Here is a 21,110-nt window from a genome sequence, read left to right as displayed (position 1 = left end):
TTCAAAGAAATTAATCAGCTGCCCCTTCACAAACTTGCGCTTGCGAAGGACAACTTGTCCTTCTGGTGCTTCGTGTTTCTTTCACGTTGTTTAATTTACAAGGTACACGCTCCGACCTCTCGGTCAAGTGCTCGACTATTTTATCACACTTAGTTTCGTTTGTCAAGAACTTTTTTCAGGCTTTTCCGGGGCTTTTCAGCCCTCAGAACCGCTTTTGTGAAGCTCTCTCATCCAACCGCCGCTTCCGTGCGAACTCATTTAGTTTAGCACATCCGCTCCCACTTGTCAACACCTTTTTTCAGGACCGCTCCTGCTTTCCGCCGCTGTGTCCCATCTTCCAGGTGCCCCCTCGTGAGGCGCTTGCTTAGTATAGCAGTACCCTCCCCCTTTGTCAACTGTTTTTTACGCTTTTCTCCCGTTCTTTTTACAGTTCTTTTTTCCTCTTTCTTGGGGGCTCGGTACCGGCCGTCCTGCTCCCTTCTTTCTCCGTCTTCCCGGCATCCCGCAGGCGGATCACCAGCGCTGCCGCCACCGGCAAAGCCATCCCCAGGACGATGTTTCCTGCCACCGCCGCCCGCTCCATCACATGGGACAGTTCATAGGAGTCCGGCAGCATGCCCACCGCCAGTCCCCCGGCGGCCAGAGCGATGCCCCAGGGCAGCCAGCCTTTTGCCCGGCTGCCCATCCATCCCTCCGTCATTTGGCGGCAGGCAAAGAACAGCATGCCCAGCAGAGCCAGATCGCTGAGCACCCACAGCGCCATGACCAGGGACTCCACCCGCTGAAAAGCCCCCTGTACGCCGATCCCTTTCACCATCATATAAAAGGGGATCTCCATCCGCCAGATCAGTCCGGGCCCAAAATTCCCGATACAGATCAGCTGGAACAGGCCCAGCAGGCCGCAGAACCACCCCGCCCACCGCAGCGGCCGCCTTTTTTCTTTCTTCAAGGATGACGTGTCATTGGGCAGAAAAGCGCCAAACACGGCATATCCCATCAGGCCCAGCACCGGCCAGACCCCGCCCGGCACAGCGGCCCATTCTTCCGTCCAGATGGGACCCAGATTGGCCCGCTTCATCTGGAAGGCGCCGAACAGCAGCGAAAAGCCAAGGGCGGCCCCCAGGGCCAGAGCAAAGATCTCTCCCGCCCTGCCCAGGACCACCGGCTTTTTCCGGCCCACCCAGAGGGTAATCCCCAGCAGGATGGCGATAAAGAGGAGCAGCGGGCCATTCCGGTAGCTGGTGGAGAGGAAGCGGAAGGCGCACCAGCGGATGTTCCAGCCCAGAAGCAGCACGCCCCACAGAAAGTAGAGTCCCGTCACCAGTCTCCCCATCCACCGGCCGAAGGCGTACTCCAGTCCCCGGGCCATTCCGCTTCCCTCCGGCGTGCAGGTCATGACCGTCCACAGGGCCCACGCCAGCGCCAGGGCGGCCGGGAGTGCAGGCAGGGCTGTCAGCCACCCGGCCTTCCCGGCTGCCGCCGTGGTCTCCCGGGGGAGGAGCTGGATCATGGGCGACAGCAGCGCCGAAAACAGCAGCGCTCCCAGCTGCCGCACCGAGATCCTATCCTTTGGCATGGCGCCATCCCTCCCTGAATCTGATCGGAGCCTCAGCCCCGTACATCGTACCCCCGGAGGATGTGTCCCTCCGCTTTCACATCAATGTCCAGCGACGCCAGGTCCCACTGCTCCCGGAGCTCCCGCCAGCGCCAGGGCGCGCTCTGTCCCGCCCGGTTCTGAAGCTGAAAGAAGTCCCCGTCCAGCTGCCGGCAGAGCTCCAGTGCCGCCCGGAGGCGTTCCTCCGTCCGCCGGGCCAGGGCGTCCTCCATCCACGCCCGGAGGGCGGCGTCGTTCAGGTCAACGGAGGGGCTCCCCTCCGCCAGATTGGCGTCGGTCTCGCAGCACACCCGCAGTCCGGTGAGCCGGTCCCCGTCAAAGACCGGCTCCACCTGGGTCCCGGCTCCCACGATGCGCACCGCCGCTCTGCCCCCTCCGGGGACCTGCAGCTCCAGAATGTCGGCGTCCACCCGGCCCTCCAGGAGATTTACGCCCCGGGCAGCCTCTCCTGCCGCCCAGCCCGCCACCCGGTCTCCCCGAATCAGGCCGTATCCCGCGGCGGCCAGGCCGCCGTCCTCCTCCGACACCGCCAGCGCAGGGGCAAAGGAGCAGCCGTTCTCCTCCAGCTCTCCCATCACCTCTTTTACCGTCCGGGCCATGGAATCGGACAGCAGCCCCGCGTCGGCCTCCATGGCCTCCAGCCGGTCGGCGGCCGAACTGGTCTCCGCCGCGGCGCGGATGGCCGCTTCCGCGGTGGCCTCCCTTACCAGATAGAGCTCTGTGTCCAGCCGCATCTCCACGTCCCGGAACACATAGTCCAGCGCCTCCGCGATCCTCGTCCGGGCCAGCTCCTCCCCCAGCAGGAGCTGACCCACATGGCCGTAAAAAATATAGGCCGCGCCCTCCCCCTGCATGGCCAGACAGGCCCCGCTGATGGTTCCGGAATCCTTTTGAAGAATGGTGGGGCTGGAGCCGCTCTCGCTCCCGCCCCGGTCCTCCGAGCCGGTGGACACCGTCACGGTCACGCCGCCCGCCGCCCCGGCGTCCACCCCCATGGTCCGCATCAGGGCCATATCCTCCAGCTCCCGGGCATAGGGCAGAACTCCCAGCTCGCCGCGGCACCCGGCCAACCCGGCCAGGAGGATACATACAGGGACCAGTTTCCAGCACTTTTTCATCCCTGTTTTCTCCTGTTGGGCGTTTTGAGCACCGGATCCCTCAGCTTCATCCGGGCCAGAGGCGGCCGGGTCACCGCTCGCCGGATGGCGTTTCCGCCCCCCGCACCGGCGAAGGGGGCCAGGTAGGGCACGCCGAAGCTCTCGATCCCCGCCAGATGGAATACCAGCAGGGCCGCGCCCCCCACCACACCGATGAGCCCCGCCAGACTGGCCAGCACCGCCAGCAGGAACCGCCACAGCCGCAGGGCCCCCGCCGTCTCCTGACTGGGCATGGTGTAGCCCGCGATGCCCGCGATGGCCACCGCGATGAGGACGGCGGGAGATACGATCTTGGCTTCCACCGCCGCCTGGCCCACCACCAGCCCGCCGATGATGGACACGGTCTGCCCGATGGACTGGGGAAGGCGCAGTCCGGCCTCCTGTAAGATCTCAAAGGCCACCAGCATGATGAGCACCTCGAACACCGTCTGAAAGGGCACGTCCCGCTTGGCGGCGATCATGGACAGGGCCAGACGGGTGGGGATCATCTCCTGGTGGAAGGTGGCCATGGCGATATAGAGGGCGGGGGTCAGCAGGGTCACGAACACGCAGAGATAGCGCAGCACGGTGACGGCGGTGGCCGTCATCCAGTTGGACGCCTTGTCCTGCCCCGCCCGCAGGAAGCTGCTCACCGCTCCGGGGGCCAGATAGCCCAGGGGAAGGCCGTCCGCCAGGACGCCCACCCGTCCCTCCATCAGCCCTCCGCAGAAGCGGTCTGGCCGCTCGGTGTACTGGATCAGGGGAAAGGCGGTCCAGATGTCGTCCACCAGATATTCCTCCAGGCTCCCGGCGGAGAGCACGCCGTCGATGTCCATCCGCTCCAGGCGGCGCTCCACCTCCGCCACCGTCTCCGGATCGGCAATGCCGTCCAGATAGAGGACGTCCACGCTGGTCAGGCTCTGCCGCCCCACGGTCTGCTCTTTGATCTTCAATTCCGGCGCCTTCAGATGGCGGCGCACCAGGCTGGTATTGGTACGCAGGCTTTCCACAAAGGCGTCCTGCGCACCCTTGAGGACGGTCTCGTTCTCCGGCGGCCCCACCGAGCGCTTGTCCTCGGTGGCCGCGAAGAGGGAGAGGGCCCCGGGCTGTCCCGGCTCAAACAGCAGGCACCATCCGTCGATCAGGTCCATGGCGGCCTGGTCCATGTCAGTACGTTTTTCTACCTTTAAATTGTAGAGGGCGCCGTCCGCCATCTGCCGCCAGGCGTCCGCCCCGTCCGCCGCCGAGAGATCCCGGTCCTGGGCCAGGGGCCGCAGGATATAGTCGCTGATCCGCTCCAGCTTCACCATGCCCGCCAGGTAGCACAGGGTCAGCGGCTTCCCCTGCTCGCCGCCCCGCTCCACGGTCCGGGTGGAAAAATCCGCGCAGTCCCGGAAGGCCTCCTGCACTCCCTCCGGCGTCAGCGGCAGATCCAGCCGCGGCTCCTTTCTGGGGTGGGGCGGTATCCCGGCACATGCGTCACGCTTCTTTTTCAACGGTCCTTCCTCCCCTTTCCATTGGTACGCCCCTCCAGTCTGCCCCGGTCCTCACCTTTCTATCCGTTTCAACGTGTGCATTTTTTCTATATTTGCGGTCATTTTTTTGTGTGTCTTTACATATTATCCGAGTGTCGAAATTTTATACTTGTAAACTTAGAATGTTCAGTATAGAATTTGTATATAAGACCTTTCTTACATTCTTTTTGTCTGGTCCGCATTTCTCCCGCCCCATTTTCCGTTTTTGTAAACTCACTCGTACAGCTGCTGATGCGAGTATGAAAAAGGAGGCCCATCCATGAAGCCCTTTGCCCAAAAGTTAGACGAGCTCACCCCTGAGATGGTATCCCTGGTGGACTCCATCGTGGAGAAGCACGATGGAGACGCCACCCAGCTGGTCGGTATCCTGCTGGATCTGGAAGCCGCGGTGGAGCGCCACTACATCCCCGAGCCCGCCGCCTATTATCTGGCCGAGCGCCTGGGGATCCGCCCCACCCAGGTCTACGATGTCATCTCCTTCTACTCCGCGCTCCACGACAAGCCCCGCGCCAAGTACACCCTGCAGGTGTGCGACAGCGCCCCCTGCCGCGTGAAGGACAGCGACGCCCTGTGCGAGACTCTCAAGCGCCTTCTGAACCTGGAGGTGGGCGAGGTCACCTACGACGGCCGCTTCTCCATCGAGAAGGTCCCCTGCTTCGGCGCCTGCGACGTCTCCCCCGCCGTGCGCGTCAACGGCGTGGTGTACGGCCATCTGGACAGCGAGGAGCGTATCGTCGCTATGCTCCAGCAGTTGGACTAAGGAGGTAAGGGATCATGAGCAAGACTGTCTCGTTCATCACCCGCAATTTTGACAAGTACAATCCGGCCAGCCTGGCTTCCTACGAGTATATCGGCGGCTTTACCGCCCTGCGCAAGGCTCTGGACATGGACGGCGACGCCATCGCCGCCGTTCTGGCCGAAAACGGGGTACAGGGCCGCGGCGGCGCCGCTTACGACATGGGCCGCAAGTGGTCTCAGGCCCGCGCCGTCAAGGCTCCCCACAAGTGCGTGGTCTGCAACGCCGACGAGGGCGAGCCCGGCACCTTCAAGGACCGTGAGCTCCTGACCAAGGACCCCTTCCAGCTGCTGGAGGGCATGATCATCGCCGGCTGGTCCGTGGGCGCCGATAACGGCTACATCTATATGCGCGAGGAGTATTCCCACCTGCGTCCCCAGCTCCTCTCCGCCATCGAGCAGTGCGAGAAGGCCGGCTACCTGGGAGACAACATCCTGGGCGTGGAGGGCTTCAACTACCGCATCCACCTCTACTCCGGCGCCGGCGCCTATGTCTGCGGCGAGGGCAGCGCCCTGTGTGAGTCTCTGGAGGGCCACTCGGGCCGTCCCCGCATGAAGCCCCCCTTTATCAAGCAGTGCGGCGCGTTCCATCTGCCCACCTGCGTGAACAATGTGGAGTCTCTCTCCCTGGTGCCCCCCCTGCTGCTGGACAAGGACGGCTTCTACAAGAGCCAGGGCACGCCCGAGTGCCCCGGCACCAAGCTCATCTCAGTCTGCGGCAACGTGAAGAACCCCGGCGTGTTCGAGGTCCCCTTCGGCATTACCCTGCGCGAGATCATCTATGACCTGGCCGGCGGCATCGAGGACGGCCATCAGCTCCAGCTGGTGCAGCTGGGCGGCGCTTCCGGCCGTCTGGCCTCCCCCGCGCAGCTGGACACCCCCTATACTTACAAGGATATGAAGGCCGCCGACCTGACTGCCATCGGCTCCGGCGCGGTGCTGGTGGTGGACGAGCGCACCAGCGTCATCGGCTTCCTGCGCATGACGCAGCAGTTCTTCTCCCACGAGAGCTGCGGCCAGTGCACCCCCTGCCGCGAGGGCAACCGCCACATCGCCATGATCCTGGACAAGATCGCAGAGGGTTCCCACACCGAGGAGGACGTGGCCATCATGTCCAAGTATGCCCGGATCATGTCCACGGCCAGCATGTGCGGCCTGGGCGAGACCGCGCAGTCCGCCCTGCTCTCCGCCATGAAGCGCTTCCCCGAAGTCTTTGCCATTAAGAAGGAGGTGGCTGTCAGATGAGTGAGAAGAATATGGTCCATCTGACGATCAATCATATGCCCGTGGAGGTGCCCGCCGGCACCCGCATCATCGAGGCCGCCCAGAGCATCGGCATCGATATCCCTCATCTGTGCTACCATCCCGACCAGTCCATCAAGGCCCACTGCCGCATGTGCATGGTGGAGGTCACCGGCCAGCGCAAGCTGCTGGCCGCCTGTTCCACCGTGGTGTGGGAGGGTATGGAGGTCATCACCGACTCCAAGCGGGTCTATGACGCTCAGGTGGGCGTTCTGGACCTGATCCTGGCCGACCACAACCAGAACTGTCTGGCCTGCGCCCGCAACCATAACTGCGACCTGCAGAACCTGTGCCGCCGCTTCAACCGGCTCAAGCCCGACCTGCCTGACGTGTCCAGCAAGGATAAGCCCCGTCTGGATAACCCCTCCATCGTCCGCGACCCCTCCAAGTGCGTCAAGTGCGGCCGCTGCGTCAAGGTCTGTACCGAGGTGCAGGGCATCGGCGCCCTGTCCTTCACCGGCCGCAGCGCCGACTGCAAGGTGACCACCGCCTTCGATCTGCCCATGAATGAGACTGACTGTGTCCTCTGCGGCCAGTGCACCCTGGTCTGCCCCGTGGGCGCCCTTACCGAGGTGGATCACACCAGCCACGTCCGCCATGCCCTCCACGACTCCGACAAGCACGTGGTGGTCCAGATCGCGCCCTCCGTCCGCGTGGCCCTGGGCGACGACTTCGGCATGGAGCCCGGCGCCCTGGTCACCGGCAAGATGGTCACCGCCCTGAAGATGATGGGTTTTGAGAAGGTGTTCGACACCAACTTCTCCGCCGACCTCACCATCATGGAAGAGGGTTCCGAGCTGCTCCAGCGCATCCAGAAGGGCGGCCGCCTGCCCATGATCACCTCCTGCTCCCCCGGCTGGGTCAACTTTATGGAGAAGCATCACCCCGAGCTCATCGGCAACCTGTCCACCGCCAAGAGCCCCCAGGGTATGTTCGGCGCCGTGCTCAAGACGTACTACGCCCAGCGCATGGGCTGGGATCCCAAGGATATCGTCTCTGTTTCTGTCATGCCCTGTACCGCCAAGAAGTATGAGGCCACCCGTCCCGAGCTGGGCCGCGACGGCTACCAGGACGTGGACGTGGTCCTTACCACCCGCGAGCTGGCCAAGCTCATCCGCTATGAGGGCCTGAACCTGGCCAACCTGCCCGAGAGCGAGTTCGACGCTCCCCTGGGCACCGGCTCCGGCGCCGGCGCCATCTTCGGCAACACCGGCGGCGTGATGGAGGCCGCCCTCCGTACCGCTTACGAGCTCTACACCGGCAAGGAGCTGCCCCGTCTGGAGTTTGAGGCGGTCCGCGGCGAGGTCAACGGCATCAGGGAGGCCACTGTGGATCTGGACGGCACGCCCATCAAGGTGGCGGTGGTCAACGGCCTGAAGAACGCCGAGGAGATCATCCGCCGCGTCCAGAGCGGCGAGGCTGACTATCTCTTCATCGAGATCATGGCCTGCCCCGGCGGCTGCATCGGCGGCGGCGGACAGCCCATCGGCACCAACAACGCCAAGCGCCAGGCCCGCATCAAGGCCCTGTACGAACTGGACAAGAACCTGCCCCTGCGCAAGAGCCACGAGAACCCCGACATCAAGACCATCTATCAGGAGTTCTTCGGCGAGCCGCTGAGCCACAAGTCCCATGAGCTGCTCCACACCGACTACGCCCCCCGGGCCAAGCGGTATGACTTCTCCCCCTACATCGAGAAGTACAAGAAGTTCCTGCCCCAGAAGTAAGACCTGACAGAACGGGAGGACCGGACCGGTCCTCCCGTTTTTTTGCGCATCCCCCGGCTCCGGGGCCAGATTTTTTGCCCCACCCGTTGCCTTTTCCAGGCAGAGTGGTTATAATGAAGTGAATTTGATGTTGAAAAGAGGAAGCTCCATGGAATTCCACGCCAACGAAGGAAAAAGCGTCACCATAGAGGCCATGGGCAAGACCTGGGCCCGCCACGCCATCACCACCCATTTCGTCCAGGTGGGCGAGAGCTACATCGACCTGATGGAGAAGTACGTCAAGCCCTGGTATCAGGAGGGCGACATTCTCTCCATGAGCGAGAAGGTCATCGCCATCTGCCAGAAGCGGGTGGTCACCGAGGAGGAGCTCAAGCCCGGCTTCTGGGCCAGGCTGCTCTCCCGCTTTGTCCACCAGACCTCCGCCGGCCCCGGCATGGGCCTGCCCATCAAGATGCAGTTCGCCATCAACGTCTGCGGCCTGCCCAAGATCCTCTGGGCCGCCTTCCGGGCCGCCATCGACAAGCTGCGGGGCATCCACGGCACCTTCTACCGCATCGCCGGCATTGAGGTCTCGGGCCTGGACGGCTTCTACGGGGAAGATATCCCCGAGTACGAGCATATGGGCGTCCGCGTGCCCGAGAATCCCGCCGGCGTGTGCGACGAGATCTTTGAAAAAACAGGCATCGTATCCATGATCGTGGACGCCAACGACCTGGATGTGGCCATGCTGGGCCACTGCTCCCAGCTCACCCAGTCCGACGAGGAGCTGCTGGACCTGATCCGGGACAACCCCGCCGGTCAGGACCGCCAGCTCACCCCCTTCATCCTTATCCGCCCCATGGCGGATGAGGACCAGGGCTCCGCAGAATAAGCCACGAATACCGGCCCCCGGGATCCCCGGGGGCCGGTATTTTATCCTTTTACACGGGGGAGACAGGCTGTTCCCTGCCTTCCGCCGCAGTCTTTTTCCGCTTCCGTTTCCCGGCCCGCCGGAGGGCCTTGGCCGTCTCGCACACCGCCAGGGGCGCCATGGCCAGTGCCAGCACGGTGAGCCATTCGGTCAGGCCCATGGGCACCGTGCGGAACACCATCTGCAAAGGCGGCAGGCAGAGCACCGACACCTGCATGGCCAGCCCAGCCAGAAAGGCCTTGTTCATGGCGGGGTTGGAGAACACCCCGATCTCAAACAGGGAACTCTCCTCACTGCGGACGTCAAAGGCGTGGAAGAGCTGGCAGAGGGTCAGGGTGGCGAAGGCCATGGTGTTGGCGGTGGCGCTGGCCATTCCCGGATCGGAGAGTACGTATTCCCCCAGAAAATAGGCCGCCAGGGTCAGCAGGCCCACCATGGCTCCCTGCCAGACCAGCCGGAGGGAGAAGGCCCGGTCAAAAAGGGCGCTGTCCCCCTCCCTCGGCTCCTGCTCCATGATCCCCGGCTCCACCGGCTCCACCCCCAGCGCCAGGGCGGGCAGGGAATCAGTCACCAGGTTGAGCCACAGCAGCTGCACCGGCACCAGCGGCATCTGGTGGAACCGGAAGAGGGTGGCCAGGAAGATGGTGAGGATCTCGCCGATGTTGCAGGAGAGCAGGTAGTGGATGGCCTTGCGGATGTTGGCGTAGATCCCCCGGCCCTCCTCCACCGCCGCGACCACGGTGGCGAAATTGTCATCGGTGAGGATCATGTCGGCGGCCCCCTTGGCCACGTCGGTGCCTGTCACTCCCATGGCACAGCCGATGTCGGCCGCCTTGAGGGCGGGCGCGTCGTTGACGCCGTCCCCCGTCATGGCCACCACCTTTCCCTGCTTCTGCCACGCCTTGACGATGCGCATCTTGTGCTCCGGGGACACCCGGGCAAACACCGAGAACTGCTCCACGTCCTCCTCCAGCAGCTCCTGGGGCATGAAGTCCAGGTCCTCGCCGGTGATGGCCAGGTCGCCGGGCCGGAAGATGTCCAGCTCTTTGGCAATAGCCACAGCGGTGAGCTTGTGGTCCCCGGTGATCATCACCGGCCGGATACCGGCGGCGTGGCAGCGGCGCACCGCCTCCTTTACCTCCGGCCGGGGCGGGTCGATGAGGCCCATCAGTCCCACAAAGGTAAGACCCTGCTCAACGGCAGCGCTGGTCAGCTCCCGGGGCAGGAACTCCAGGTCCCGGTAAGCCATGCCCAGCACCCGCAGCGCCCGGCCGGCCATCAGCTCATTGGCCTCCATCGCGTCCCGCCGCTGCCGGGACGAAATGCGGCACCGTCCCAGCAGCACGTCGGGCGCCCCCTTCACCAGCACCCGGAATCCTCCGCCCGGCCGGGGGTGGATGGTGCTCATCAGCTTCCGGTCCGAGTCAAAGGGAAGCTCCCCCCGCCGGGGCATCTCTTTCTCCAGCCGGTTCTTGTCCAGCCCCTCCCGCCAGGCCAGCTCCACCAGGGCGGTCTCGGTGGGGTCGCCCACACACACCGGCTCTCCCCGCCGGTCATGGATCAGCCGCGCGTCGCTGCACAGCGCCCCCACGGTCAGGGCCAGCTCCCGGTCGGCCGCCCTGGGGGTCCATACCTCGGCCACCGTCATTTTGTTCTGAGTCAGGGTGCCCGTCTTGTCCGAACAGATGACCCCCGCGCAGCCCAAAGTCTCCACCGCGGGCAGCTTTTTGATGATGGCATTGCGCCCCGCCATGCGGGACACCCCCAGCGCCAGCACGATGGTGACCACCGCGGGCAGTCCCTCCGGAATGGCGGCCACCGCCAGAGAGACCGCGGTCATGAACATCTCCAGCATGGGATTGTGGAAGAGCATCCCCACGCCGAACATCACCCCGCACACGCACAGGCACACAAAGGACAGGGTGCGGGACACCTCCGCCATCTTTTTCTGGAGGGGCGTCTCCCCCTCGGCCTGTCCCATCAGCATCCCGGCGATGCGCCCCATCTCGGTATCCATTCCGGTGGCGGTGACCACGGCTGTTCCCCGCCCGGCGGTGACCACCGTGGCCGAGAGCACCATATTGCTCCGGTCGGCCACCGGCGTGTCGGCGGGGAGGGCCGCGCCGCCGTCCTTGAGCACCGGCACCGACTCCCCGGTCATGGCGCTCTCGTCGCACCGGAGACCGGCGCTCTCCAGGATACGGGCGTCGGCGGGCACCAGGTCTCCCGCCTCCAGCCGGATGATATCCCCCGGCACCAGCGCCGCCGCCTCCACCCGGAGCACCTCGCCGTCCCGGACCACCCGGGCCCGGGGGGCCGACATCTGCCGGAGGGCCTCCAGCGCCCGCTGGGCGTTGTCCTCCTGGGAGATGGAGATACAGGCGTTGACCACCACAATGAGCAGGATGATGACCACATCCAGCCAGTCCTCTCCGCCGCTGGCCCAGAGGGACAGGCCCGCCGCCGCCAGCAGTACCAGGATCATGGGGTCTTTCAGCTGCTCCAGCAGCCGCCGGACCAGGCTTTTTCCGCTTCCCTGCTCCAGCTCATTTCTGCCATACTGTCCCAGCCGTTCCTCCGCCGCAGCGGCGGTCAGCCCCCGTTTTCTGTCGCTCTTCAGCGCCGAGAGCACCTCCGCCGTGCTCTGACTGTGCCATTCGCTCATTCCGTTCCCGCTCCTTTGTGATATCCAGTTTTTCCCTTTTATTGGAATACAGTATAGTATCGGGCCTGTCCGATTTCAAGGGAATCCTGGCGAGGGAAAACTTCTTTCCAAAACCACAAAAAGGGGACCCTCCACAGCAATGTCATTAAGGTAAGGCTTTCGCTGTGGCTGCAAATTCTGCATGATACGCAGCGCCGTTTTTCTCGTCTCATTTTGGCAAGCCGGAAATCGGCGAATTGGCTAAAAAACTCTTGTGTGTCATTCCTTTTTTTGCTATACTGGCCCCGACTTAATCCAAAAGCCAAATGATCGTGATTTCAAGGAGGTCACCGGTATGCAAGGCCTGTTCAAGCTGGGGATCACAGGAACCAGACAGGAACTGCAGCGTTTTCTCAAAACCGTGCCGGAGGATCCGCAGCTGTCCCTGCTGGAGGGCTTTAAAGACACCGACATCCAGTCCTTCTCCGGCCGGTGCAAGCTGGTATGGGACAGCGGCGGTCCCGGAAATATCGGCGGACTGGAGGGGATTGCGGACGCGATCTCCCGTGCCGTTCCCGAGCTGGAGGTCATGTTGCTGACACAGGTTTTGGGCCTTGGAGACTATCACTGGTTTGTTTACTACTCTCCCGCGGGGCAGCCGGAGCCGTCGGAGCGGATCGGGCAGCTGGACAAGGGGGAGATCGGAGTTTCGGTCAGCCTGGATGAGCTGTTAGACAAGAAGGAGATCTTGGACAAGTACGGCGGTCTCTCTGATCATGACTGCCAGGCGGTTTTAGAGCTGGATCTGGAGGATGTCCTGCAGTCCTGCGGAGATACCGGGGACGGGGACGAGCCCTTGACCCGTGAGGATCTGGAGGCCTTCATCGCCGATGTCCAGGACACGGAGGCGGTGATCGACCGCGGCTGCGCGGCCTGCTGCGCCCTGTCCGAGTATCTCGAGCGCAAGGCCCGGGATATACCCTACACCATCGACGGAAACGGCCTGCCGCCTGTGGAGTATATCTTTGACCTGTTTTCCGGATGCTGGCGGTGAGCCGGTCTTAAATGCCTGCGCATCCTTCCAAATGCCATCTTTAAGCTTTCAAAACACAAAAAAGCGGTCCGGTTGGACCAATGTCATTCCTTCCGCCAGCTTCCCCTTTATGCCCCTTGCCAAGCGGGCTAAAGAGGAAGCTGGCTGTTTTTTCTGTGAATACGCAAGATCTTTCAAAAAGCCCCCTCACGGCTTGCGCCGTGCCGCCTCATCCCGGGCTGCGGCAGCTGTCTGTGGAACAGTCCTGCGGGCCCTGCTTGTTCAGGGGAGAATTCGGGGAAATGTTCTTAACTGAATGGCATTGGCCGCCACAGGTCCCCTTTTTCACGATCCTCTCCCGGTGCGGCGGCGCACTTCCTCAGCCAGCCGCTTCAAAAAGACTCCGTTGGAGGGGCACCGGTCAGGTGCTCCTTTCATAAAGGTCCGGTAAGCCGCGGTATTCCGCCGGTGGAGGGCCCGGATCATATCGCGGATGTTTTTGTCCACACTGTTATAGCTGCCGCCGCCAAGGCACACAGCGGGATAGTAGGCCTCCTTCAGCAGGATGTCTTCCTGCCGGGCCATGGTCTCGGCGGCCAGAGCCGCCCAGCGGAAACCCAGCGTCTCCGGTCCGGCGCCCAGTTCAGACAGCACCCGCTGGGCCTGTCCCAGGCCTCCGGCCGGGACGGCGGGCGGCGGAAACAGCGTGGGAAGGAGCTGCTCCAGCTCCGTCAGATTCACCGGCTTTTGAAAATAAAAGTCGGCTCCCAGGGCGAACACCCGCTCGATCACCGGCTCGCTGCTCACCCGGGAGATCACCACGATCCGCGGCCGGCGGGGCGGCGCTTCCCGCTCCAGCTCGGCCAGCAGGGTAAGTCCGCTCATCCGGGGCATCACCAGATCCAGCAGCACCAGATCCGGACGGAGCTCCCGGATCAGCCGCAGGCCTTCCGCGCCGTCTCCGGCCTCCTCCTCACAGAGCTCCAGGCCCGGTACGCCGCCCAGACGGGCCCGCAGAAGGGCCCGGGTCCCCCCGTCATCCTCTACCAGCAGCACCCGGACGCGATCGGCCCCCATCTCACTCCCGCTCCAATCCCAGATCTTCCAGGATCCGTGTCATAGCCAGCAAACACCGGGCCACCATGTCCCGCTCCACCGGGATCAGCTCTGCCAGCCGCCGGGAGACAATGTCACAGGCAGGATCCAGCTCTGTCGTGCCAAAGAGCAGATAGTCTGCCGAGGTGTGAAGGGCCTCCACCATATTTTTCAGGATGGGGATGGTCATGTTTTTCTTTCCCCGCTCGATCTCGGACATATACTGTACTGAGATATCGGCGGCCTCCGCCAGCCGCTCCACAGTGATCCCCTGCTCCTGCCGCAGAGCCCGGATCCGCTTTCCCACCTGAACGCTCAAGTCGGTCTTCTTATCCATTATCGTCTCCCCCAAAGGACAACTTTAGTATAGGATGACACAACTATTGTTCCCGTTTAATCATCTGTTGTATTCAATTATTCTGCTATCGTTTTATATGCAAAAAGCGCCCCCGTTCCAAAGAACGGGGGCGCCTGTGATTTCCGGATGTCCGTCTGCTCAGGGCTGGGAGGAGGGGGCGGGAGCCTGACTGGTCTCAGGCGTGTCGCTTCCCTCAGGAGCCGGGCTGGCGCTGCTCTGAGCCTGAGCAGCCGCCTCGGCCTGGGCCCGGACCTGGTCCGAGATGGCCTGCTGCTTCTCGTGGAAGCTCTTGGGATCGATGGTGTCGTAGGCCTGATCGGTCTCCACCTTGGCCTCGTCCATCCACTGCTCGGACAGCTGATTCATCTTATAATTAGGGAAGTAGCTGCGGCTCTCCTCATTGTCGGCGTCCTGCCGCAGAATGATATGGTAGCCGAACTCAGTCTTTACTGGCTCGCTGATCTCCCCTACCTTCAGCGCCAGCGAGGCCGTTTCAAATTCAGACACCATCTGGCCCGGGAAGGCAAGATAGCCGTCGGGGGCGTAAAGATCGCCGTTCTGATCCCGGCCGTCGTCGCTGCGCTCCTTCATCTTCTCGTCAAAAAGGGCCTCCGGGTCATCGGCGGCTCTCAGCTCGGCCACCAGGGCGTCGGCCTCGGCCTTTACCTGGGCCTCCTCCTCGGCGGAGTAGGCGGTATAGGTGCCGTCCTCATTTTCCTTCCGGGTGGAGAGCAGGATATGCTTGACCTGGTAGAGGCCCTGCTCCTCCAGGAAGGCGTCCATCTCCTCATCCGTAGGCATCAGGGGGCCGCCCTCCTCCGAGAGCCTGTCATACAGGTTCTCCGCCAGGTACTGCTGCTCCATCACCGTGCGAAAGCCCGCTTCCGAGATGCCCTGGGCCCGCATGATCATATCCAGAGTCATGCCCTGCTCCTCCAGCGTGGCGGTGAGCTGGGTGAACTGGTCCTCCATCTCGGCCTTCTGCTCATCGGTAACGGTAAGGCCGTACTCCGCCGCCTTGTTGGCCAGAACACGGTAGTACTTGGCGATGGTCAGGGCGTCCTCCTTCACATAGTCCGCGGCGCTCTTGCCCTCGATCTCCTCCTCCCAGGAGGCGTCGTCCAGCAGATTGTACTGCTGCTGCTGGTTGGCCACGCTCTGCTCCAGCCAGAAGCAGTAGATCTCAGCACTGACCGGCTCTCCGTCCACCTTGATCAGGGTCTTGTCCCGGGCAATATTGGCGGCCTCATAGGTCACGTCATCGGCCGCCGGCTTCTGCTGGCTCTGGCAGCCCGTCAGGACGCCGGTCAAAAGCGCGCCCGCCAGGGCCGCGCTCATCCATTTTCCGAAGTTGCGGTTCATAGGGTTCCTCCTTTGATAAATTACTCTGTCCACTATAGCACCTTTGCCCGCCGGGCACAACCTTGACGGGGCAAATTCCCATAGAATGTCAGTCCTCCGGCTGCTTTCCGGCGGCCGCTCCGCGGGTTTTGGCGTAATCCTCCACCAACCGGCGGCTCCAGCTCAGGCTGTCGTCTCCCTTTTTCAGCCGCAGGGCCATGCAGGGGCGGTCCCCCGGCACCGCCACCAGCCGCCCCCGGTAGCGCAGGTCGCCGCACAATGCCGAGATGCGCTGAAAATCAAATTCAGTCAGGTAGAAATAGAGGGTGTTCCCCTTCTGTCCGATCTCGGTGATGCCGTTTTCTGCGGCGGCGGCGCGCATCAGAGCCACCGCGATCAGGTTGTTCACGGTCCTGGGCGGGTCGCCGTACCGGTCGATGAGTTCGTCGGTCAGGTCGTCGGCGTCCTCCTCGCTGCGGATGGCCGCAATGCGGCGGTACAGGTCCATCCGCTGCTCCGAGCTGGGCACATACTTGTCCGGGATGGAGGCCGACACCGTCAGGTCGGCGGAGCACTCGGTGTTCCGGGGGATGGGCTCTCCCCGCTCCTCCAGCACCGCCTCCTCCAGCAGCTTCAGGTACATATCGTAGCCCACGCTGAGCATGAAGCCGCTCTGCTCCGGGCCCAGCACGTTGCCCGCGCCCCGGATCTCCAGGTCCCGCATGGCGATCTTGAAGCCGGAGCCGAACTCCGCGAATTCCCGGATGGCCCCCAGCCGCTTGCTGGCCACCTCGGTGAGCACCTTGCCCCGGCGGAAGGTGAGGTAGGCATAGGCCCGGCGGCTGGACCGCCCCACCCGGCCCCGGATCTGGTGGAGCTGGGCCAGGCCCATCTTGTCCGCGTCCTCGATGATAAGGGTGTTGACATTGGCAATATCGATGCCGGTCTCGATGATGGTGGTGCACACCAAAATGTCCACCTCTCCCTCGCTCATGCGCTTCATGACGTCGCTGAGCTCCTCCTGGCTCATCTTGCCGTGGGCCACCCCCACGGTCACGTCCTCCCCCAGCATCTCCCGGATGCGGGCGGCAGTACGGGTGATGGTCTCCACCCGGTTGTGAAGGTAATATACTTGCCCCCCTCGTTCCAGTTCACGGCGCATGGCGTCACACAGGACGCCCCAGTCGTGCTCCAGCACATAGGTCTGCACCGGCTGGCGGTTCATGGGGGGCTCCTCCAGGGTGGACATGTCCCGGATGCCCGACAGGGCCATGTTCAGCGTGCGGGGGATGGGAGTGGCCGACAGGGTGAGCACGTCCACCTGCCGGGACATCTCCTTTAATTTCTCCTTGTGAGCCACGCCGAAGCGTTGCTCCTCATCGATGACCAGCAGCCCCAGGTTTTTGAACTTCACGTCCTTCTGGAAGAGCCGGTGGGTACCGATGAGCAGGTCGATGCTCCCCTGTTCCAGCCGGCGGAGGGTTTCCTTCATCTGGGCGCTGGTACGGAAGCGGGAGACCACGTCGATCTCCACCGGGTAGCGGGCGAAGCGCTGCTTGGCCGACAGGAAGTGCTGCCGTGCCAGCACGGTGGTGGGCACCAGGATGGCGGCCTGCTTGCCGTCCAGCACGCACTTCATGATGGCCCGGAAGGCCACCTCGGTCTTGCCGTAGCCCACGTCGCCGCAGAGAAGCCGGTCCATGGGCCGGGGCTGCTCCATGTCCCGCTTGATCTCCTCGATGCAGCGGAGCTGGTCGTCGGTCTCGGCGTACTCGAACTGGTCCTCGAACTCCTTCATCCAGGGGGAGTCGGGAGAGAAGGCGTAGCCCGGCTGGCGCTGCCGCTGGGCGTAGAGCTGGATGAGCCCCTTGGCCAGGTCCTTTACCGCCCGGCGGGCCCGGGTTTTGGCTTTTTCCCAGTCGGTTCCTCCCAGCTTGGAGAGCTTTTTGGTCTCCTGGGCATCCTCGCCGCCGCCGATATACTTGCTCACCAGATCCAGCTGGGTAGCGGGGACATAGAGCACGTCGGCCCCGGCGTAGGCGATCTTCACATAGTCCTTCTCCACGCCGTCCACCTGCATCTTCACCATCTCCTGGTAGCGGCCCACGCCGTGGTGCTCGTGGACCACCAGGTCCCCGGGGGACAGGTCGGCATAGGAGCTGAGCTTCTGCCGGTTGGTCACCGGCTTTTTCTTCTCCTTTTTGGCCGGGGCGTTCTGCCCCTCGGTGAGGATGGCAAAGCGGAGGTCGGGGAACTCCAGGCCCGCCGACAATCCGCCCACGGCGATGACGGCCCGGCCGGAGGCGGGCAGTTCATGCAGGGCATAGTCCACCGCGGGCTTCAATCCCTGCTCCCGCAGGAGGGACTGGAGGTGGTCCGCCCGCTGCTGGCTGGATACCAGCACCACCGCCCGGTAGCCCTCGTCCATGTAGTGCTTCAGGTCGGACACCGCCGTCTCCAGGCTGGTGCCGTAGGAGGGAAGCTGCTTGGCCAGCAGGTTGAGCACCGTTCTGGGCCGGGCGGGATACTGGGAAGTGGCGAAGGAATCCAGGAACACCATGGGCCAGTCCTCCAGCCGGGCCATCAGCTCCCCCATGTCCCGGGTGTACACTGCCAGCTCCCCGGCGATGGTGCCGTTCTCCATCAGGGCGGCACAGTCCTCCCCCATCTGCCACAGGTAGTGTTTGGCCCGCTCGGCCACCCGGGGGCTCTCGCTGAACAGGACCAGGGCGTCCTGGGGCAGATAGTCCGCCGCGGTGGCCATGGTGGGATAGATCAGGGCCAGGTAGCGGTCCACCGCCGGGAAGGAGGTCCCGCCCCGCAGCCGCTCCAGATCCTCCTCCAGAGTCTTGATGAGGGCGCCATGGTCCCCCTTCCGCCGGCGGACCTGTTCCAGCAGCCGCTCCATGGCCTCGGTCAGCCCTGTCAGGCCGCCCGGAGAGAGCTGGGGCAGCACCTCGGCGGAGGGCAGGATCTCGGCCTCCCTGATATTTTCGGTGCGCCGCTGGGTATTGGGATCAAAGAGGCCCATGGAGTCGATCTCGTCCCCGAAAAACTCCACCCGGACCGGCTTTTCCTGGGCTGGAGAGAAGAAGTCCAGGATACCGCCCCGCAGGGCGAACTGGCCCACACCCTCTACCTGCTGGCAGCGGGTATATCCGGCGGCGGACAGGGTCCCGGTGAGTTCGTTCAGGTCATAGCTCTCCCCCAGCCGCAGCAGCTGGGAGGCCTGGGTCAGCAGCGTCTCCGGGATGGTCCGCTGGAGAAGGGCCTCCGCCGTGACCACCGTCACCGGGCTCTCACCGGCGCACAGCGCCCGGAAAACCGACAGCCGCCGGTGCTCCCACTGGCGGGAGACCACCGCCGCGTGGTGGAAGGTGAACTCCCGCGCCCCCAGGGTGCGCACCGGCTCCCCGGTCAGGGCTTGGAGGTCCCGCGCCAGGCGCTGGGCCTCTCCCGCGTCGGCACACACCATGACCAGCGGCCGTCCGGTCTCCCGCCGCAGCCCGGCGGCCAGATAGGCCCGGTGGACCGGGCTCAGTCCGGTGAACGCTGCCGGACAGCCGCCGCCGTCGATGGCGCCCAGCAGCTGGCGGAATTCCGGAAGCTCCCCCAGCGCCTGGGTCAGCAATTTCATGGCAGCCCCCTCCTTCTAGAAAAATTTGGAAAACGCAAACGTGCAAAAGCCCCCCTCATCCGCTCCGGACAGGGGGTGTTCCGGCCGGGCCTGGGCCTGCCGGGGTACCTGTGCAGTATTGTTTTATATTAGAACCTGTTAAAAAGCTTAAAAAGCTTTTGATAGCGCGAAGCGCGTCAGGTTTTTATGAGACGCCGTGACGCACACATGTGCGGCACAAGCGTGCGCAGCACGCGGGTTTTCAAATAAAGTACTTTATTTGAAATCAGTATTACCAGTATATCCTTTTTAAATGGCACCGTCAAGGGACATAAAGTCCGAAAAAGGAGCGGGCCGCAGATGCGGTCCGCTCCTTCTGATATCGTTGAGATCTTGTGGATCAGGGCCAGATGCCGCGCATGACCTTGGCGTCCAGCACGCGCTTGACCGCGATCATGTAGGCGCCCTGGCGCAGGGTGACCTTCTTCTCCTGGCACAGGTCCCACATGGACTCAAAGGCCTTGTCCATGATGACCTTCAGGCGGCTGTTGACCTCCGCCTCGTCCCAGTACAGGGACTGGATGTTCTGCACCCACTCGAAGTAGGAGACCACCACGCCGCCGGCGTTGCTCAGGATATCGGGGCAGACGGGGATGCCCTTGGCGGCCAGGATGGGGTCGGCCTCCACGGTGGTGGGGCCGTTGGCGGCCTCCACGATGACCTCGGCCTTGATGCGCTCGGCATTCTCGGCATTGATCTGGTTCTCCATGGCGGCGGGGATCAGCACGGTGACGGGCAGCTCCAGCAGCTCGTTGTTGCTGATGCGCTGGATGCCCTCGTACTCAAAGGTATCCAGCAGCTTGCCGGGAGTGGACAGGTGGGCCAGAATCTCGGGGATGGGCAGACCGCCCTCCTTGTAGATGCCGCCGGTGACGTCGCTGACGGCCACGATGCAGCCGCCCTCCTCATGGACCAGCTTGGCGGTGTTGCTGCCCACGTTGCCCATGCCCTGGATGGCCACGGTGGCGCCCTTCAGGCTCTTGCCCAGGTGCTCCAGCAGGTTCATGGTGGTAATGGTCACGCCGCGGCCGGTGGCCTCAGTGCGGCCCAGAGCGCCGCCCAGGGCGATGGGCTTGCCGGTGACCACGCCGGGAACGCAGTGGCCCTTGAGCATGCTGTATGTATCCATGATCCAGCCCATAACCTCGGCATTGCTGCCCACGTCGGGAGCGGGGATATCCTCGTCAGGCCCGATGATGGGGGCGATCATGGCGGTGTAACGGCGGGTCAGCCGGCGCAGCTCCCCCTTGGACAGCTTGCTGGGATCGCAGACCACGCCGCCCTTGCCGCCGCCGTAGGGGATGTTCACCACGGCGCACTTGAAGGTCATCCAGGTGGCCAGAGCCTTGGTCTCATCCAGGTCGCAGTTGGGATGGAAGCGGATACCGCCCTTGGCGGGGCCGCGGGTGGTGCTGTGCTGCACCCGGAAGCCCTGAAATACCTTCACGCTGCCGTCGTCCATCTCCACCGGGATGGAGACCGCCAGCTCCCGCTCGGGATGCAGGATGGGCTCGTACTCATCACGGCTGTAGCCCAGCTGCTCGGCGGCGTTTGCTACGATGGACACTGCGTTTTCAAAGGGATTGTAAGCTTTCTTGTCCATGATATTCATTTCCTCCTACGCTTCTGATTTTCTCCGGGTCCTCTTGCGCTGTTTTAATCTATTTTTTTGCCTTGATTGTTCGATTTGTTGAATAATACTTTATATTCAACTCATATACTCATCAGTTCTCACAATTATTATACATGAAATTCATCATATGTCAACGCAATTCTTGCATTTTCTCCTCATTTTTAAGACCACTTTCCCGTATTTTGGCCGGTTCTGCAAGTTTTCCTTCTTTAATGTAATAAACAGAGTGTTTTTTTCGTTCATTTTCTTTGCCCCAAACAGTCTTTATCAGATATTTAAACGCCTTTAAAATCGCTTTCCCGCAAAACGA

Annotated in this window: 14 protein-coding genes; 5 read left to right on the top strand and 9 right to left on the bottom strand. The window is 63.2% G+C overall.

All coding sequences use genetic code 11. From position 1 onward, the window contains the following. Nucleotides 1–424: 424 nt before the first annotated feature. The 3 genes from ACTNBZ_RS12140 to ACTNBZ_RS12130 are packed head-to-tail and all read right to left on the bottom strand — an operon-like array spanning nt 425 to nt 4,247. Complete coding sequence (locus ACTNBZ_RS12140; RefSeq protein WP_441210225.1) at nt 425–1,576, bottom strand: GerAB/ArcD/ProY family transporter; 1,152 nt, start codon at nt 1,574–1,576, stop codon at nt 425–427. A 32-nt stretch (nt 1,577–1,608) separates the two neighbouring features. Next, entirely contained in the window at nt 1,609–2,733 is a 1,125-nt protein-coding gene (locus ACTNBZ_RS12135; protein ID WP_441210223.1) for a Ger(x)C family spore germination protein, read from the bottom strand. Then, nucleotides 2,730–4,247 carry a spore germination protein gene (locus ACTNBZ_RS12130; protein WP_441210221.1) on the bottom strand — a complete coding sequence of 506 codons (1,518 nt, stop codon included), beginning with the start codon at nt 4,245–4,247 and terminating at the stop codon, nt 2,730–2,732. The genes ACTNBZ_RS12135 and ACTNBZ_RS12130 overlap by 4 nt, the downstream gene beginning before the upstream one ends. Nucleotides 4,248–4,545: 298 nt before the next feature. Between ACTNBZ_RS12130 and ACTNBZ_RS12125 the strand changes: the two genes are divergently transcribed. From ACTNBZ_RS12125 to ACTNBZ_RS12110, 4 genes are all read left to right on the top strand, one after another. Then, complete coding sequence (locus tag ACTNBZ_RS12125; protein WP_441210219.1) at nt 4,546–5,046, top strand: NADH-quinone oxidoreductase subunit NuoE family protein; 501 nt, start codon at nt 4,546–4,548, stop codon at nt 5,044–5,046. A gap of 14 nt (nt 5,047–5,060) precedes the next feature. Further along, entirely contained in the window at nt 5,061–6,326 is a 1,266-nt protein-coding gene (locus ACTNBZ_RS12120) for a complex I 51 kDa subunit family protein (RefSeq protein WP_441210217.1), read from the top strand. Beyond that, nucleotides 6,323–8,110 (top strand): NADH-dependent [FeFe] hydrogenase, group A6, encoded by a 1,788-nt coding sequence (locus ACTNBZ_RS12115; protein ID WP_441210215.1) that lies wholly within the window; start codon nt 6,323–6,325, stop codon nt 8,108–8,110. The genes ACTNBZ_RS12120 and ACTNBZ_RS12115 overlap by 4 nt, the downstream gene beginning before the upstream one ends. A 148-nt stretch (nt 8,111–8,258) precedes the next feature. Beyond that, complete coding sequence (locus ACTNBZ_RS12110) at nt 8,259–8,981, top strand: F420-0--gamma-glutamyl ligase (protein ID WP_441210213.1); 723 nt, start codon at nt 8,259–8,261, stop codon at nt 8,979–8,981. Nucleotides 8,982–9,030: 49 nt separating this feature from the next. Here the strand turns inward: ACTNBZ_RS12110 and ACTNBZ_RS12105 are convergent, their stop codons facing one another. Continuing rightward, nucleotides 9,031–11,685, bottom strand: coding sequence for a calcium-translocating P-type ATPase, PMCA-type (locus ACTNBZ_RS12105; RefSeq protein WP_441210211.1), 2,655 nt, complete (start codon nt 11,683–11,685; stop codon nt 9,031–9,033). A gap of 334 nt (nt 11,686–12,019) precedes the next feature. Here ACTNBZ_RS12105 and ACTNBZ_RS12100 point away from each other — a divergent pair, with 334 nt between their 5' ends. Further along, nucleotides 12,020–12,718: a hypothetical protein gene (locus ACTNBZ_RS12100; protein ID WP_441210209.1), complete on the top strand. Its 699-nt coding sequence runs from the start codon at nt 12,020–12,022 to the stop codon at nt 12,716–12,718. A gap of 324 nt (nt 12,719–13,042) precedes the next feature. On the opposite strand, the gene ACTNBZ_RS12095 is transcribed toward ACTNBZ_RS12100, so the two are convergent. The 5 genes from ACTNBZ_RS12095 to ACTNBZ_RS12075 form a co-directional block, all read right to left on the bottom strand. Continuing rightward, entirely contained in the window at nt 13,043–13,774 is a 732-nt protein-coding gene (locus tag ACTNBZ_RS12095; RefSeq protein WP_441210207.1) for a response regulator, read from the bottom strand. Between the two features lies 1 nt (nt 13,775). Beyond that, nucleotides 13,776–14,129 (bottom strand): helix-turn-helix domain-containing protein, encoded by a 354-nt coding sequence (locus ACTNBZ_RS12090; protein ID WP_441210205.1) that lies wholly within the window; start codon nt 14,127–14,129, stop codon nt 13,776–13,778. Nucleotides 14,130–14,288: 159 nt separating this feature from the next. Continuing rightward, nucleotides 14,289–15,512: a peptidylprolyl isomerase gene (locus ACTNBZ_RS12085; RefSeq protein WP_441210204.1), complete on the bottom strand. Its 1,224-nt coding sequence runs from the start codon at nt 15,510–15,512 to the stop codon at nt 14,289–14,291. 88 nt (nt 15,513–15,600) lie between these two features. After that, nucleotides 15,601–19,128, bottom strand: coding sequence for a transcription-repair coupling factor (gene mfd, locus ACTNBZ_RS12080; protein ID WP_441210202.1), 3,528 nt, complete (start codon nt 19,126–19,128; stop codon nt 15,601–15,603). Between the two features lie 379 nt (nt 19,129–19,507). Beyond that, a complete protein-coding gene (locus ACTNBZ_RS12075) occupies nt 19,508–20,770 on the bottom strand; it encodes a Glu/Leu/Phe/Val family dehydrogenase (protein ID WP_441210200.1) in 1,263 nt (420 codons plus the stop codon). Nucleotides 20,771–21,110: the final 340 nt, after the last annotated feature.

Source organism: Pseudoflavonifractor sp. HCP28S3_F10 (assembly GCF_052065415.1).
GTDB lineage: Bacteria > Bacillota > Clostridia > Oscillospirales > Oscillospiraceae > Pseudoflavonifractor_A.
Note: the sequence above shows the minus strand (reverse complement) of the source record. Positions and strands in the feature narration are given on the sequence as shown.